General features: G+C 64.1%; 12 protein-coding genes. 5 read left to right on the top strand and 7 right to left on the bottom strand.

What is annotated here, in order from left to right:
- Position 1 precedes the first annotated feature (1 nt).
- Complete coding sequence (locus PHO31112_RS09180; RefSeq protein ID WP_150620239.1) at positions 2-886, bottom strand: hypothetical protein; 885 nt, start codon at positions 884-886, stop codon at positions 2-4.
- A 441-nt stretch (positions 887-1,327) separates the two neighbouring features.
- Here PHO31112_RS09180 and PHO31112_RS27110 point away from each other — a divergent pair, with 441 nt between their 5' ends.
- Complete coding sequence (locus tag PHO31112_RS27110) at positions 1,328-1,471, top strand: hypothetical protein (protein ID WP_174977240.1); 144 nt, start codon at positions 1,328-1,330, stop codon at positions 1,469-1,471.
- An 18-nt stretch (positions 1,472-1,489) separates the two neighbouring features.
- Here the strand turns inward: PHO31112_RS27110 and PHO31112_RS09175 are convergent, their stop codons facing one another.
- Together PHO31112_RS09175 and kbl are read right to left on the bottom strand one after the other, a co-directional pair.
- Positions 1,490-2,455 carry an NAD-dependent epimerase/dehydratase family protein gene (locus PHO31112_RS09175; protein WP_174995637.1) on the bottom strand — a complete coding sequence of 322 codons (966 nt, stop codon included), beginning with the start codon at positions 2,453-2,455 and terminating at the stop codon, positions 1,490-1,492.
- 2 nt (positions 2,456-2,457) lie between these two features.
- Positions 2,458-3,675 carry a glycine C-acetyltransferase gene (gene kbl / locus PHO31112_RS09170; protein WP_150620237.1) on the bottom strand — a complete coding sequence of 406 codons (1,218 nt, stop codon included), beginning with the start codon at positions 3,673-3,675 and terminating at the stop codon, positions 2,458-2,460.
- Between the two features lie 212 nt (positions 3,676-3,887).
- Between kbl and PHO31112_RS09165 the strand changes: the two genes are divergently transcribed.
- Positions 3,888-4,478, top strand: a complete 591-nt coding sequence (locus PHO31112_RS09165; RefSeq protein ID WP_246177900.1) for a helix-turn-helix domain-containing protein — start codon at positions 3,888-3,890, stop codon at positions 4,476-4,478.
- A gap of 194 nt (positions 4,479-4,672) precedes the next feature.
- Positions 4,673-6,280, top strand: a complete 1,608-nt coding sequence (locus tag PHO31112_RS09160; protein WP_246177988.1) for a methyl-accepting chemotaxis protein — start codon at positions 4,673-4,675, stop codon at positions 6,278-6,280.
- 54 nt (positions 6,281-6,334) lie between these two features.
- On the opposite strand, the gene PHO31112_RS09155 is transcribed toward PHO31112_RS09160, so the two are convergent.
- A complete protein-coding gene (locus PHO31112_RS09155) occupies positions 6,335-7,036 on the bottom strand; it encodes a TetR/AcrR family transcriptional regulator (protein ID WP_425495171.1) in 702 nt (233 codons plus the stop codon).
- A gap of 252 nt (positions 7,037-7,288) precedes the next feature.
- Between PHO31112_RS09155 and PHO31112_RS09150 the strand changes: the two genes are divergently transcribed.
- Positions 7,289-8,575 carry an MFS transporter gene (locus PHO31112_RS09150; protein WP_150620235.1) on the top strand — a complete coding sequence of 429 codons (1,287 nt, stop codon included), beginning with the start codon at positions 7,289-7,291 and terminating at the stop codon, positions 8,573-8,575.
- 203 nt (positions 8,576-8,778) lie between these two features.
- Positions 8,779-9,903 (top strand): alkene reductase, encoded by a 1,125-nt coding sequence (locus tag PHO31112_RS09145; RefSeq protein ID WP_150620234.1) that lies wholly within the window; start codon positions 8,779-8,781, stop codon positions 9,901-9,903.
- 183 nt (positions 9,904-10,086) lie between these two features.
- Here the strand turns inward: PHO31112_RS09145 and PHO31112_RS09140 are convergent, their stop codons facing one another.
- From PHO31112_RS09140 to PHO31112_RS09130, 3 genes are all read right to left on the bottom strand, one after another.
- Positions 10,087-11,325 (bottom strand): mechanosensitive ion channel family protein, encoded by a 1,239-nt coding sequence (locus PHO31112_RS09140; RefSeq protein WP_150620233.1) that lies wholly within the window; start codon positions 11,323-11,325, stop codon positions 10,087-10,089.
- Positions 11,326-11,487: 162 nt separating this feature from the next.
- Positions 11,488-12,687: an osmoprotectant ABC transporter ATP-binding protein OsmV gene (locus PHO31112_RS09135; protein ID WP_150620232.1), complete on the bottom strand. Its 1,200-nt coding sequence runs from the start codon at positions 12,685-12,687 to the stop codon at positions 11,488-11,490.
- Complete coding sequence (locus PHO31112_RS09130) at positions 12,684-13,331, bottom strand: ABC transporter permease (RefSeq protein WP_150620231.1); 648 nt, start codon at positions 13,329-13,331, stop codon at positions 12,684-12,686. The genes PHO31112_RS09135 and PHO31112_RS09130 overlap by 4 nt, the downstream gene beginning before the upstream one ends.
- Between the last annotated feature and the right edge of the window lie 34 nt (positions 13,332-13,365).

Here is a 13,365-nt window from a genome sequence, read left to right as displayed (position 1 = left end):
GTCAGAACGCGTAGCCTGCGCCGATCATCCACGTCTGGTTGATCGTCTTCGAATCGGGTTCGTAGGCGTTCACACCCGGCTGCACCTGCGTGACGCTCGAGCGACCGTACTGGAAGCGCGACCACTCGTACGTCGCGTTCACATGGAAGTTGCGCGCGACCGCGTAGTCGAGCCCGAAACCCGCCACGACGACCGGCTTGTTGCCAAGGTTGAAGGTGTTCTGCGAGCCCGCCAGCGTCATCGATGCCCCCACCATGGCGCCCGCACGAATGTCGGCCGTTGCCACCAGTTTCTGCGTCAGTTCGAGCTGCCCCATGAGGCCGCCGCCAATTACGTGATGGCGATAGCGCTCGTAAAAACCGTACGGATCACGGCTGCTGTCGCGAATCCAGTCCCGGTAACTGTAGCTGACGTAGGGCACCACCTGTGCATTCCAGGTGCCGAGATGGAACGGAAAGGCTTTACCGGCCTTGAGCGTGACGTCCGTTGCCGTCGAGCGCGTCTTCGTCTGGTAATTCGGCTGGACGACGCGCCCCGCAAAGTCTTGCAGATAGCCGCCATAGTCGACGTTGCCGTGCGCCACCCGCACCGCCCCGCTGAAGTAGAGATTCGACACCCCGAACAACTGCCGCTGGGTCGATGCGCCCAGCGCGAATGCCGCTGTCGTGCCGCGTTCGGCATCGCTCCTGCCTGGCGCGATGTTCTCCCAGTAGTGCAACTGCTGGGCACCGGCACCGATCCATACCTGATTGTTGGTGCGCAGCATGGCCTCCTGCGCATGGACGTTGGCCGTAACGAATCCGGCGGCAACAAGAACGAACGCGGCGCGCGCGATGGCGATTCCGCTTTGGCCGCAAGCGACGGTGCGGCGCGTATTCGGCGTCATGGCACGACCCTCCCAGGCGTGATCTCAACGACGACTCGGAAGTGACCATCGGCGTGGTCACCATTTTTCGGCATTGTTTCAGCGCGTAGGGCGGTGCGCAAGCAGGGAAATGTGGATTCCGCGCCCCCTTCGCAACGCAAGATTCTCGTGAATCGAGACACTTGTCCGAAGCGGTGCCGGGGTGGCCCACGGGGAGTGGGGCGGACGGAAAAACGCGGGGGTCGCCCCGCGCCGAAGGCATCGTCGAAACGCACGACGCGTCGGTGAGACCGTATCAAAAAGGCCACACCTATCGGTAAAGATACTGATTAGCGGTCGTTTTTGTGCGGTCGCATAATCGGTCCGGAACCTGCCTGTCCTGTGCCGGGGGGCGCATCGATGGACGCTCGGGCAGGTTCGTTCCGCGGCAAAGACCGTGTATCAGACCCGAGAAGGTGCAACATGAGCTACTACCATTCCAAAGAAGAAGGCCGCGGCCGAGTCATCACCTTCACGCCGGCCCACCGCTGGCGCCGTCGCGCCTTCGCCGTGACCTGTGCGGTGCTCGCCGCACTCGCCTACTACGCGGTGCATCACCCGAAGTAAGCGGGACGGCAAGCCTTCTCAGGCGGCGTTTCCCAAGACCGGTGCGTGCCAGTCCAGCGGCACATTGGCCAGCATGTCGTCGACCATCGCATCCAGGCCGAAGGCCGGTTTCCAGCCCCAGTCGTAGCGCGCATGGGTGTCGTCGAGCGTATGCGGCCACGTCTCGGCAATCGCCTGGCGAAAGTCCGGTACGTACTTCACTGTGAAGCCCGGCACGCGGCGCGCAATCGCCGCAGCCAGCGTCGCCGGATCGAAGCTCACCCCAGCCACGTTGTACGACGAACGCACCCGCAGCCGCGAGGCGTCCGCGTTCATCAATTCGAGCGTGGCACGCACGGCATCGGGCATGTGGATCATCGGCAGCGTCGCGTCTTCCTTCAGGAAGCACGTGTAGGTCTCGCCGCGACGCGCCGCCTGAAAGATCTCGATGGCGTAATCGGTGGTACCGCCGCCAGGGGGCGTCTTGTAGCTGATGACGCCCGGATAGCGCAGGCTTCGCACATCCACGCCGAACTTCGTGAAGTAGTACTCGCACAGCCGTTCGCCGGCCTGCTTGCTGATGCCGTACATCGTGGTCGGGTCCATGATCGCGAGCTGCGGCGTTTCGACGGCCGGCGTATGCGGGCCGAACGCAGCGATCGACGACGGCCAGAACACCCGCAACCCTTTGCGCTCACGCGCCAACTCGAGCACGTTGAGCAGGCCGTTCATGTTCAGCGTCCAGGCCTGGAGCGGGCGTGTCTCGCCGGTTGCCGAGAGCAGCGCCGCCAGATGGAAGATCTGCGTGATGCCGAAGCGCTCGACGAGCGCGGCCAGACGCGACGCATCGAGCACGTCGAGCGTCTCGTAGTGCACCGGGTGGCGCGACGGTCCCGCTGCGATGTCCGTGGCGACGACGTTCTCGTTGCCATACTGTGCCGCCAGCGCTTCGACGAGTTCGCTGCCGATCTGCCCGTTGGCGCCGATGATGAGGATGCGTTCCATGTTCAACCTTGCTTGAGAATGCCGAGTTCGTTGCCGGCCTGTGCGAACGCCACCAGTGCGCGAGTCAGGTGTTCGCGGGTATGCGCCGCCGAGAGTTGCACGCGCACGCGCGCCTGGCCCTGCGGCACCACGGGGTAGAAGAAGCCGGTGGCGATCACGCCCAGTTCATAGAGTCGCTGCGCAAAGCGCTGGGCCAGCGTGGCGTCGAAAAGCATGACGGGCACGATCGGATGGGTGCCCGGCTTGATGGTGAAACCCAGCGCCGCCACTTCCTTGCGGAAGAACGCGGTGTTCTCGTGCAATTGCTCGCGGCGCGCCGACGAATGTTCGAGTTCGTCGAACACCGAGAGCGACGTGCCGACGATGGCCGGCGCGAGGCTGTTCGAAAAAAGATACGGGCGCGAGCGCTGGCGCAGCGTCTCGATCACCTCGCGGCGGCCCGCCGTGAAGCCGCCCATCGCGCCGCCGAGCGCCTTGCCCAGCGTGCCGGTAATGATGTCGATCTTGCCGAGCACGCCATGATGCTCGTGCGTGCCACGCCCTGTCGGCCCCATGAAGCCGGTCGCGTGACACTCGTCGATCATGATGAGTGCACCGTATTGTTCGGCCAGCGCCACGATGCGATCGAGCTGGGCAATCGTGCCGTCCATCGAGAACACACCGTCGGTGACGATGATGCGATGACGCGCCCCGGCCGCCGCCTGCAACTGGCGCTCGAGGTCTTCCATATCGTTGTGCGCATAGCGCAGGCGCTGCGCCTTGCAAAGACGCACGCCGTCGATGATCGAGGCGTGGTTGAGGGCGTCGGAGATGATGGCGTCCTGCTCGTCGAACAGCGGTTCGAACAGGCCACCATTGGCGTCGAACGCGGCAGCGTACAGGATGGCGTCTTCCGTGCCGAGATACGCGGCGATGCGCGCTTCAAGCTCCTTGTGCGGACCTTGCGTGCCGCAGATGAAGCGCACCGACGACAGGCCAAAACCGAAGTCTTCCAGCGCCTTCTGCCCGGCCTTGACGAGCGATTCGCTGCCCGACAGCCCCAGATAGTTGTTGGCGCACAGGTTGATGCGCGTTTGCCCGTCGTCGCACATGACCTCCGGCCCCTGCCGCGACATGAGCACGCGTTCCTGCTTGAAAAGGCCCTGGCGGCGCGTATCTTCCAGTCGTTCGGTCAGTTGGCGATAGAAACCCTCGCGGGCCTCCGGGGTGTGTGCAGTCATCGTGGGCATCTCCTTTGTGCGGTTGGCCGGCGCCGTTGTGCGGTGCCGGCCGAAGATTCCGGCGGCATCGGTGAATGCCGCCCGGGTATCGAAAGCCATGCGTGAATGGGCCGTTTGCTCTGCTACCATGCAGCCATTCACCTTATCGGAAACTATACTTTATATTGAACAAGTTTCAATATATTGGAAAATTCTAATATCCCGGAATTCATATGGCAAGCACTCCCGTTGCGTCCGCGATGTCCCCGGTCGCACCGCCGCCCGTTGGCGACATGATTCAGCAACTGCGCAAAGAGCGTGGCATGACGCTCGAGACGCTCTCTCGCGCTTCCGGCGTTTCAAAGTCGATGCTCTCGCAGATCGAGCGCGACAAGGCCAACCCGACCATCGCGGTGGCGTGGCGGCTGGCCAATGCACTGGGCGTGCGGCTCGACCAATTGCTCGGCGCCCCCACCGGCGACCCCGAGCCGGTACGCGTGATCGGCAAGCATGAAATCCCCACGCTGGCGGGGGCGGAGCACGCCTATCAGTTGAAGATCCTCGGCCCGATGGAGCTGGCCGGCAAATACGAGTGGTACGAACTGACGCTGCAACCCGGCGCAGCGCTCGTGTCGGAGCCACACGATCCGGGCACGCGCGAGCACTTCACCGTGTTCGACGGTCAGGTCGACATCGAAGTCGAGCACTTCGCGAGACGCGCCAAGCCAGGCGAGACTGCCCGCTATCCCGCCGACCGCGCCCATGCCATCCGCAACGTCGGAAAAGCCGTCGCACGCGGCTTGCTGGTGGTCATTCACGGCTGAGCCGTTTTCGCCCTTCCTTTGCCCCCGCGCCGCTCAAGTCCTTTCCCAGACTGCCGTTAGCACATGTTGGGTCCGTGTTCTCATCGGGAGCATTGACAATCGATCGACAATCGGACCGCGCGGGCGTGGTGACGCGTCACGCGCGGCCACCGCCGGAGTGACACCAGCGCGGAATCAGTGGGGAAGACGAAGTGATCCAGCAGTTGAGTTTGAAAGCGAAGTTGTGGTCTGCCGTTGCGTTGATGTGGGTCAGCCTGCTGGCCATGGCAGTCTGGGGAGCCTGGGCGCAGCGCGACACGATGCTGGCCGAGCGGCGCGAGGGCCTCACGCACGTGGTCGATGCCGGCCTGAGCCTCGCCAAGTATTACGGCGAACGCGCCCAGCGCGGCGAGATCAGTGTGGCCGACGCGCAAAAGCTCGCGCGCGAGCAGATCGGCGCGATCCGCTACGACGGCGACAACTATTTCGGCATCTTGAACTCGCAGCGCGTGATCGTGCTCAACGGGGTCAATCCCAAGCTCGAAGGCAAGGACATGAGTCAGTTCCGCGATCCGTCGGGCAAGCTCATGTTCTCGGAGATCGTCGCGGCTGCGCGGACTGACGACCCATTCGTCACCTATCTCTGGCCCAAACCCGGTTCGGACAAACCTGTCGAGAAGATCAGCCGCGTCGGCACCTATTCGCCGTGGGACTGGTATCTGACGACCGGCGTCTACGTCGACGACATCAATGCCGCCTTCGTCGGCGCACTGCTGCGCTGGGGAGCGATGCTCGCCGTGATCGGTCTGGCCGTGTCGGGCGTCATGTTGCTCATCATCCGTAACGTTCAGCACAGCCTCGGCGGCGAGCCCGAATACGCGGCCGATATCGCGACGCGCATTGCCGACGGCGACCTGCTCACGCAAGTGCGTCTGCGTCAGGGCGACGGCGCCAGCCTGCTCTTCGCAATGCAGCGCATGCAGGCCAATCTTCAGCAGATGATCGGACGCATTCGCGGCGGCACGAGCGCCATCACGCTCGCAGCACGCGAAATTGCCGAAGGGAATACCGATCTGTCTGCACGTACCGAACAGCAGGCGGCAGCGCTCGAAGAGACAGCCTCATCGATGGAACAGCTCACGTCCACCGTCCGGCAGAACGCCGACAACGCGCGTCAGGCCAGCCAACTGGCGGAGAACGCCTCGGCCATCGCCGTGCGCGGCGGGCAAGTCGTCGATCAGGTGGTGGCGACGATGGAAGGCATCTCGCACAGCTCGGGCAAGGTAGTCGACATCATCGGCGTGATCGACGGCATCGCATTCCAGACGAACATCCTCGCGCTCAACGCCGCCGTGGAAGCGGCCCGCGCAGGCGAGCAGGGACGCGGCTTCGCGGTCGTTGCGGGCGAAGTGCGCACGCTCGCCCAGCGCAGCGCGGCAGCGGCCAAGGAGATCAAGGAACTGATCGAATCGTCGAACGCACGGGTGCAGGATGGCTCGACTCTCGTGACGCAGGCCGGTCAGACCATGCAAGACGTGGTGCAGGCCGTGCGGCGAGTCACCGACATCATGGGCGAGATTTCGGCGGCATCTACCGAACAAAGCCACGGCATCGAGCAGGTCGGGCGTGCCGTCACGCAAATGGACGAAGTCACGCAGCAGAACGCTGCGCTCGTGGAGCAGGCGGCAGCCGCCGCCGCGTCGATGGAAGATCAGGCGCGCGCGCTCGATCAGGCGGTCGCCGCGTTTCGCATGACGTCGGATAACCAGCTTGCGGACGCGCGCGGTTCGGCAGCCGTGGCGCTCAAGCGGCTCGCCGCCTGACGAGGCGACGTAACGAGTTGTCAGCGCGTCCGCAGGCGAGCGATGCGGCCCGGCTCAGGCCGCGTCCAACTCGCCCGCCATCCCTGCCTCGATGATCCGGCGCGCCACGGCCGGCAGGATACGCAGCGGCGGCGAGCCAACGCCGAAGGTCTGGCTCGCCGCGTAAGCCCCTTCGAGAATGAGCGATAACGCGTCGACCAGCGGCGCCGGTTTCTGCAAGCCGGCGGCCGTGGCGAGTGCCGTGAAGCGCTGCACCACTTCCGCCTTGTAGTTCACCACCAACTTGCGCGCCGCATGCGCCGGGTCGGGGAATTCAGCCGCCACATTGACGAACGGGCAGCCGCGATAGCCGGGTTTGCTCGCCCGCTCGGAAAGATCCACGAAGATTTGCAACATCTGCGCGCGCGGCTCGCCCGCCCGTTTCGCGATGCTCTCGTCGATACGCGCCAGACTCATCGTCTGCATGTGATCGAGGTACGCCAGAATCAATTCGTCCTTCGATGCGAACTGGCGATAGAGGCACATCTTGTTCACACCGGCGCGCTTGACGACGGCATCCACCCCGACGGCGCGCACCCCTTCCGCATGGAACAATTCCACAGCCGCGTTGAGCAAACACTGCTGCGCGACGGGCGCCGGCGTGACGTGCCGCGCGGTCTTGCCCGCGCGCGACGCCACACTGCGACGCCGCGACGGCGCTGCCTTGCCCTCGCCCTTGGCTGCCGTTGCCACACCCGCGTTCGCCGGGTCTGGCATGTCAGGCCTTACGGGCGGTACGGTCGTTGTCGATTTGGCCATTGCCTGGCGCTCCCCAAAAGCAGAAATTTGCGACGCGGGACAAAGCCCTGCCGCCACAAAGGAATACTTGACATGTTACCGATCGGTTCATAACATGGCAACCTCATGTTACCGGTCTGTCACATGACGGCCGATGAACATAGACATACCGGTTCTCGCAAACGTTCCCGGTTCGGCTGGCAACACCGAACCCCAGCAAGGATTTCCGCCATGAAGGCTGCACTTGCAAGGCGCATTGACGGACGCTTCCACTACGGTTGGATTGTCGTCGGCGTAATTTTCCTGGTCCTGCTCGCCTCGGCGGGCATTCGCGCGACGCCGAGCGTCATGATGGTGCCGCTCGAGCACGACTTCGGCTGGAGCCGCGCCACGATCTCGCTGGCGATTTCCGTCAATCTGGCGCTTTACGGCCTGACCGGCCCGTTTGCTGCGGCTGCCATGCAGCGCTTCGGCATCCGTCCGACGGTGATGGCAGCCCTGTTGTTGCTCGCGTCGGGCACGGCGCTTTCATCGCTGATGACGGCGCCTTGGCAGATGGTGCTGATCTGGGGCGTCATGGTCGGCGGCGGAACCGGCGTGGCGGCCGTGACACTGGCGGCGACGGTATCGAACCGCTGGTTCCACACGCATCGCGGTCTGGCGATGGGTGTTCTCACCGCCAGCTCCGCCACCGGCCAGATGGTGTTTCTGCCGATCATGGCCGCGATCACCGAGAACTACGGCTGGCGTCCGGTGGTGTTGATCGTGGGGCTGGTCGCTGCGCTGGTGCTGCCGCTCGTGGCATTCCTCGTGCCGGAGCGTCCGGGGTCGGTCGGTCTGCGCCCGGTCGGCGCGCCGGCAGACGCCGCCGACACGCCGCTCGCCCAAGGCAATCCGCTCAAGACCGCGCTGTCGGCACTGCGCATGGCGGCAGGCAGGCGCGACTTCTGGCTGCTGTTCTTCAGCTTCTTCATTTGCGGCGCGAGCACTAACGGCTATATCGGCACGCACTTCATCGCGATGTGTGGCGATTACGGCCTCTCCGAGGTCAAGGGTGCGGGCATTCTGGCGGCCATGGGCGTGCTCGACCTCGTGGGCACCACGGCGTCGGGCTGGCTCTCGGATCGTTACAACAGCCGTGTGCTGCTGTTCTGGTACTACGGATTGCGCGGCGTGTCGCTGATTTATCTGCCGTATGCGTTCGGTTTCGACTTCTTCGGCATTCCGCTCTTCGCCCTGTTCTACGGTCTGGACTGGATCGCGACGGTACCGCCGACGGTGCGTCTGACGACCGATGTTTTCGGCAAGTCGATGGCCCCGATCGTGTTCGGCTGGATCGTCGCCGGCCACCAACTCGGTGCGGCGACCGCGACACTTGTCGCCGGTTCGCTGCGCGCCACGCTGGGCAACTACACGATGGCCTCGATGCTCTCGGGTGGCGTATGCATTCTCGGCGCGCTCATGGTGCTGCGTATTGCGCCGCACGCGCCGAAGCGCCCCGTGGCGGCCGGTGTCTGAAGCAGAGCACATCCGGTGGCAAATGTGCCTGGCGACGACTCGCCGCGCCGCCCCATTCGGGGGCGGGGAATCCCAGCGAGTCGCCGACGGCAAATGTCTGGCCGTTCTGGCGTTGAGGTCGTCTGCACGGCCAGAGAAAAAGTCGTAACCTGTGCCAGTTTTGTGCAGCACAGCATCCCCCCACTTTCACAGGACCTTCAGCAATGACGGACTCGCAACAGACACCCTTGGCCACGCTGGACACCGATCTCTTCTCGCCGTACGCGCTTGGCCCCCTCGAACTGAATAACCGCATTGTCATGGCGCCGCTCACGCGCAGCCGCGCCGGCGCTGGGGACGTCCCGGGCCCGATAGTTGCCGAGTATTACGCCCAGCGTGCCTCGGCCGGCCTCATCATCAGTGAAGCCACCAACATCTCCCAGCAGGGCAAAGGCTACGCGTTCACGCCGGGCATTTATACCGAAGCACAGATTGCCGGCTGGAAGCAGGTGACTGACGCCCTGCACGCCAAGGGTGGCAAGATTTTCTGCCAACTCTGGCACGTCGGCCGTATTTCGCACCCGTCGCTGCAACCTGGCGGGGCACTGCCGGTCGCGCCGTCGGCGATTCAGCCGGCGGGCCAGGCGTTCACCGAGCACGGTTTCGAACCGCATCCGACGCCGCGCGCGCTCGAGACGTCCGAGATCCCGGGCATTGTCGAACAGTATCGTCACGCAGCGCAGTGTGCGAAGCGCGCCGGTTTCGACGGCGTGGAAATCCATGCGGCAAATGGCTATCTGCTCGACCAGTTCATGCGCGACAAGACGAACCATCGCACCGACCAGTACGGCGGCAGCATCGAGAATCGCGTGCGTCTGACGCTGGAAGTCACGCAGGCGGTCGTCGACGTATGGGGCGCCGACCGCGTGGGCATTCGCCTCTCGCCGATCAGCCCGGCCAACGATTGCGGCGACAGCAACCCGGAGCCGGTGTTCACGTACGCAGTCGAGCAACTCAACCGCTTCGGTCTGGTGTACCTGCACGTGGTCGAAGGCGCGACGGGTGGTCCGCGTGAAGTCGAGAACGGTTTCGATCTGCAGAAGCTGCATCGCATCTTCAAGGGCACGTTCATGGCCAACAACGGCTACGATCTCGCGCTCGCGCTGAAGGCGCGCAAGGAAAATCTGGCCGACCTGATCGCGTTCGGCAAGCCCTTCATCGCCAACCCGGATCTGGTGGAACGCCTAAAGCGCGGCGGCCCGTTCAACCAACTGGACCGCGACACGCTGTACGGCGGCGACGCTCGCGGCTACGTCGACTATCCGACGCTCGACGAATCGGCGGCGTAACTGACGCGCGTCGTCGCGTTCGATCGTTGCGTCGAATTGGGAAGGGCTCCTGCGGGAGCCCTTTTTTTGCCGGTTCTGCGGCGCTGCTAGTCACGACGCTTGTCGTCTGAGGCGAAACGGCGGAAATCCGGGAAGCGCTTCAGACTGCGCAGCACCGGATGCCCCCCTCAGGCGGCCTCACGATCAGGCCGCCCGCGGCCCCTGCCAGCGCAAAAGATCGGCGCCGGCCGGATTCTGGTACATGCGCAAACCGAACTCCGGCAAGATCGCGAGCAGATGATCGAAGACATCGCCCTGCACGCGTTCGTACTCGGCCCACGCCGTGGTGTTCGTGAAGCAGTACAGCTCGGTCGGAATTCCCGTTGCCGATGGCTGGAGCGAGCGCACCATGCACGTCATACCATCGTGAATGTCCGGACGCGCCTTCAGGTACGCCAGCGCATACGCCCGGAAGGTGCCGATATTCGTCAGACGTCGCGTGTTGGCCGGCACCACCGCCGCGATACCCAGCGCCGCATTCGCATCCGCCAACGAACGCCGCTTGTCCGTCAGATACGACCCGAGCAGATGCAGCTTCGACAGGCGCGCAATCTCCGCCTCGTCGAGGAAGCCGACGCTGCCCGCGTCGACGAACAGCGTGCGCTTGATACGACGCCCCCCCGATTGCTGCATGCCACGCCAATTGCGGAAGCTCTCGGAAATCAGCCGCCACGTCGGGATGGTCGTGATCGTCTTGTCCCAGTTCTGCACCTTCACGGTGTGCAGCGCGATATCCACCACGTCGCCATCGGCGCCGACTTGCGGCATCTCGATCCAGTCGCCCACGCGAAGCATGTCGTTCGACGTCAGTTGCACACTGGCAACGAACGACATGATCGTGTCCTTGAACACCAGCAACAGCACCGCAGACATCGCCCCAAGCCCCGAGAGCAGCAGCCACGGCGAGCGGTCGACGATGGTCGCCACGATAGCGATCGCCGCCACCACATACAACGCGATCTTGCCTAACTGAACGTACCCTTTGATCGAACGCGTGCGTGCATGCTCGGAGAGCGCATAGACCGTTTGCGCCGCGTCCAGAATGCCGGCAATGGCGAGCGTCGCGTAGAGCAACGTCGTCGCGAGCGCAACGTTGCCGGTCACCATCGCGGCCTTCGGCGGAAGATCCGGCACCCACGCGATACCGAACTGAATCACGAGATACGGCAAGATGCGCGCGGCGCGATGAAACACGTGATGCGCAAGCAACGCGTCGTCCCAGTGATTGGCCGTGCGCTGCACGACGATACGCACCCCGCGAACGATCAGAACCTGCGCCACCGCCTGCACCAGCAGTGCCACACCGGCCAGTAGCGCCAACGCCCCAACCATCCGCGCCCAGGGCGCATTCTCGAACCACGCCGTCACCGCTTCCCACGTCATCCCGCAACTCCTTACTACCGATTACCCTAACCGCCCGCCAGGCGTATGAATGCAAAAATGACGGCAGCACCCGGCCGTCACTCTCCGACTTGCCGGACGAACGTCGACAACGTCCGTCCGATCGACGACCCAATGCGCGACCGCCGCAAGACGCCAGCCGGCTTACGCCGCCCCCCCGAACGGAACGCTGGCGACCACGCTCGACGCGCCTGGCAGCGGCGGGGCGATGATGGTGCCGCCGCCATTACCGCGCGACTTGCCCGAACTCAGATAGTCGGCGATGGAATCCTGCGTCACCTCGCCGAGATACTGGTTGTCATCGCCCAGCACGGGCAGCGACGCCAGATTGTGCTCGTACATGCGCGAGAGCAGCACTCGCAAGTTGTCGGCCGCAACGGCCGACGCCTTGAAGTCGCGCACCCGCTCGCCACACGTCCCCTGTGCGTGACGCGTGTCGCGACGTGCAATGTAACCCAGCGCGCGCGCGTTCTCGTCAACGACCACCAACGAACGCGTATCGAGTTCGTCCATCATGCCGTAGGCCTCGGCCAGCGTGGTCTGCGGCTTGACGGTCGGCTGCGGTGTCGCCGCATCCTCTGCGCGCACCAGCAACAGGCGCTTCAGAATTCGGTCATGTCCCACGAAGCTCGCCACGAACTCATCGACCGGACGTGCCAGCAGCGCATCGGGTTGTGCATACTGCACCAGACGTCCCTGACGGAAGATCGCGATGTGGTCGGCCAGCTTGATCGCTTCGTCGATATCGTGGCTGACCATGATGACGGTCTTGCCCAGTTGACGCTGCATCTGGAAAAACTCGTTCTGAATCGACTCGCGGTTGATCGGATCGACGGCACCGAATGGCTCGTCCATGAGCAGCACGGGCGGATCGGCAGCCAATGCGCGGATCACGCCGATACGCTGCTGTTGCCCGCCCGATAGCTCGCGCGGATACCGCGACAGATAGCGCTTCGGATCGAGCGCCACCATGCCCATCAGTTCCGTTGCGCGCTCGCGGCAACGCTTCTTGTCCCAGCCGAGCAAACGCGGCACGACGGTAATGTTCTCTTCGATGGTCATGTTCGGGAACAGACCGATCTGCTGGATCACGTAACCGATGTGGCGGCGCAGTTCGATTTCGTTGATGTTGCCGGTGTCTTCGCCGTTGAGCAGAATGCGCCCGGACGTCGGTTTGATCAACCGGTTGATCATCTTGAGTGTGGTCGTCTTGCCGCAGCCCGATGGGCCGAGAAAGACGCAGATTTCGCCCGGCGGCACTTCAAGGCTGACCGCATTGACTGCGGTCACGGGTGTGCCGTCCTTCTGGACGAAGCTTTTGGTGAGATTGTCGAGTGTGATCATACGGTTCGGATTCCTTTCGGTGTCAGCACGCGCTGCAGGCGGTGCAACAGGGTGTCGGCCACGATGGCGAGCAAACTCACCAGCACCGCACCCACGACGAGCTGCCGGGTATCGCTCTGGCTGATCCCCTGGGTGATCAACACCCCGAGACCACCGGCCCCAACGATGGCGCCAATGGCCATCACGCCAATATTCATGACGACGGCGGTACGCACGCCGCCCAGTACCACCGGCACGGCCAGCGGCAATTCCACCAGGCGCAGGCGCTGCCAGAACGTCATGCCAATGCCGATACCCGCTTCGCGAATGCTCGGATCGATCTGGCGCAACGCGAGACTCGTGTTGCGCATGATCGGCAGCAGCGAGTACAGGAAGACGGCCGCAACGGCCGGTGCAGGCCCGATGCCCATGCCGTAGACCGACAGGATCGGGATCATCAGGCCGAACAGCGCGATCGACGGGATGGTGAGAACAACGGTCGCCAGGCCGAGCACAGCACCCGACAACCAGCGAAAACGCGTGACCAGCACGCCCAGCGGCACGCCAACAACGATGGCGGCCCCGACCGATGCGGCCACCAGCCATGCATGCTGTCCCGTCAGGGTCAGGAGGCGGTGCCAGTTATGCGTCAAGAATTCAATCATGGGGCTCCTCATTCAGTAACATCGGGCGCAACGA

It is taken from the genome of Pandoraea horticolens, from assembly GCF_902459555.1.
In the GTDB taxonomy this organism is placed as follows: Bacteria; Pseudomonadota; Gammaproteobacteria; order Burkholderiales; family Burkholderiaceae; genus Pandoraea; species Pandoraea horticolens.
This window is presented reverse-complemented; position numbering and strand designations above follow the sequence as displayed.

Excerpts from the sequence above, each read along its gene's own strand:
- PHO31112_RS27110 (WP_174977240.1), top strand. The coding sequence starts at position 1,328 with ATGAGCTACTACCATTCCAAAGAAGAAGGCCGCGGCCGAGTCATCACC.
- PHO31112_RS09130 (WP_150620231.1), bottom strand. The coding sequence starts at position 13,331 with ATGATTGAATTCTTGACGCATAACTGGCACCGCCTCCTGACCCTGACG.
- kbl (WP_150620237.1), bottom strand. The coding sequence starts at position 3,675 with ATGACTGCACACACCCCGGAGGCCCGCGAGGGTTTCTATCGCCAACTG.
- PHO31112_RS09135 (WP_150620232.1), bottom strand. The coding sequence starts at position 12,687 with ATGATCACACTCGACAATCTCACCAAAAGCTTCGTCCAGAAGGACGGC.
- PHO31112_RS09165 (WP_246177900.1), top strand. The coding sequence starts at position 3,888 with ATGGCAAGCACTCCCGTTGCGTCCGCGATGTCCCCGGTCGCACCGCCG.
- PHO31112_RS09175 (WP_174995637.1), bottom strand. The coding sequence starts at position 2,455 with ATGGAACGCATCCTCATCATCGGCGCCAACGGGCAGATCGGCAGCGAA.
- PHO31112_RS09140 (WP_150620233.1), bottom strand. The coding sequence starts at position 11,325 with ATGACGTGGGAAGCGGTGACGGCGTGGTTCGAGAATGCGCCCTGGGCG.
- PHO31112_RS09145 (WP_150620234.1), top strand. The coding sequence starts at position 8,779 with ATGACGGACTCGCAACAGACACCCTTGGCCACGCTGGACACCGATCTC.
- PHO31112_RS09180 (WP_150620239.1), bottom strand. The coding sequence starts at position 886 with ATGACGCCGAATACGCGCCGCACCGTCGCTTGCGGCCAAAGCGGAATC.
- PHO31112_RS09155 (WP_425495171.1), bottom strand. The coding sequence starts at position 7,036 with ATGCCAGACCCGGCGAACGCGGGTGTGGCAACGGCAGCCAAGGGCGAG.
- PHO31112_RS09150 (WP_150620235.1), top strand. The coding sequence starts at position 7,289 with ATGAAGGCTGCACTTGCAAGGCGCATTGACGGACGCTTCCACTACGGT.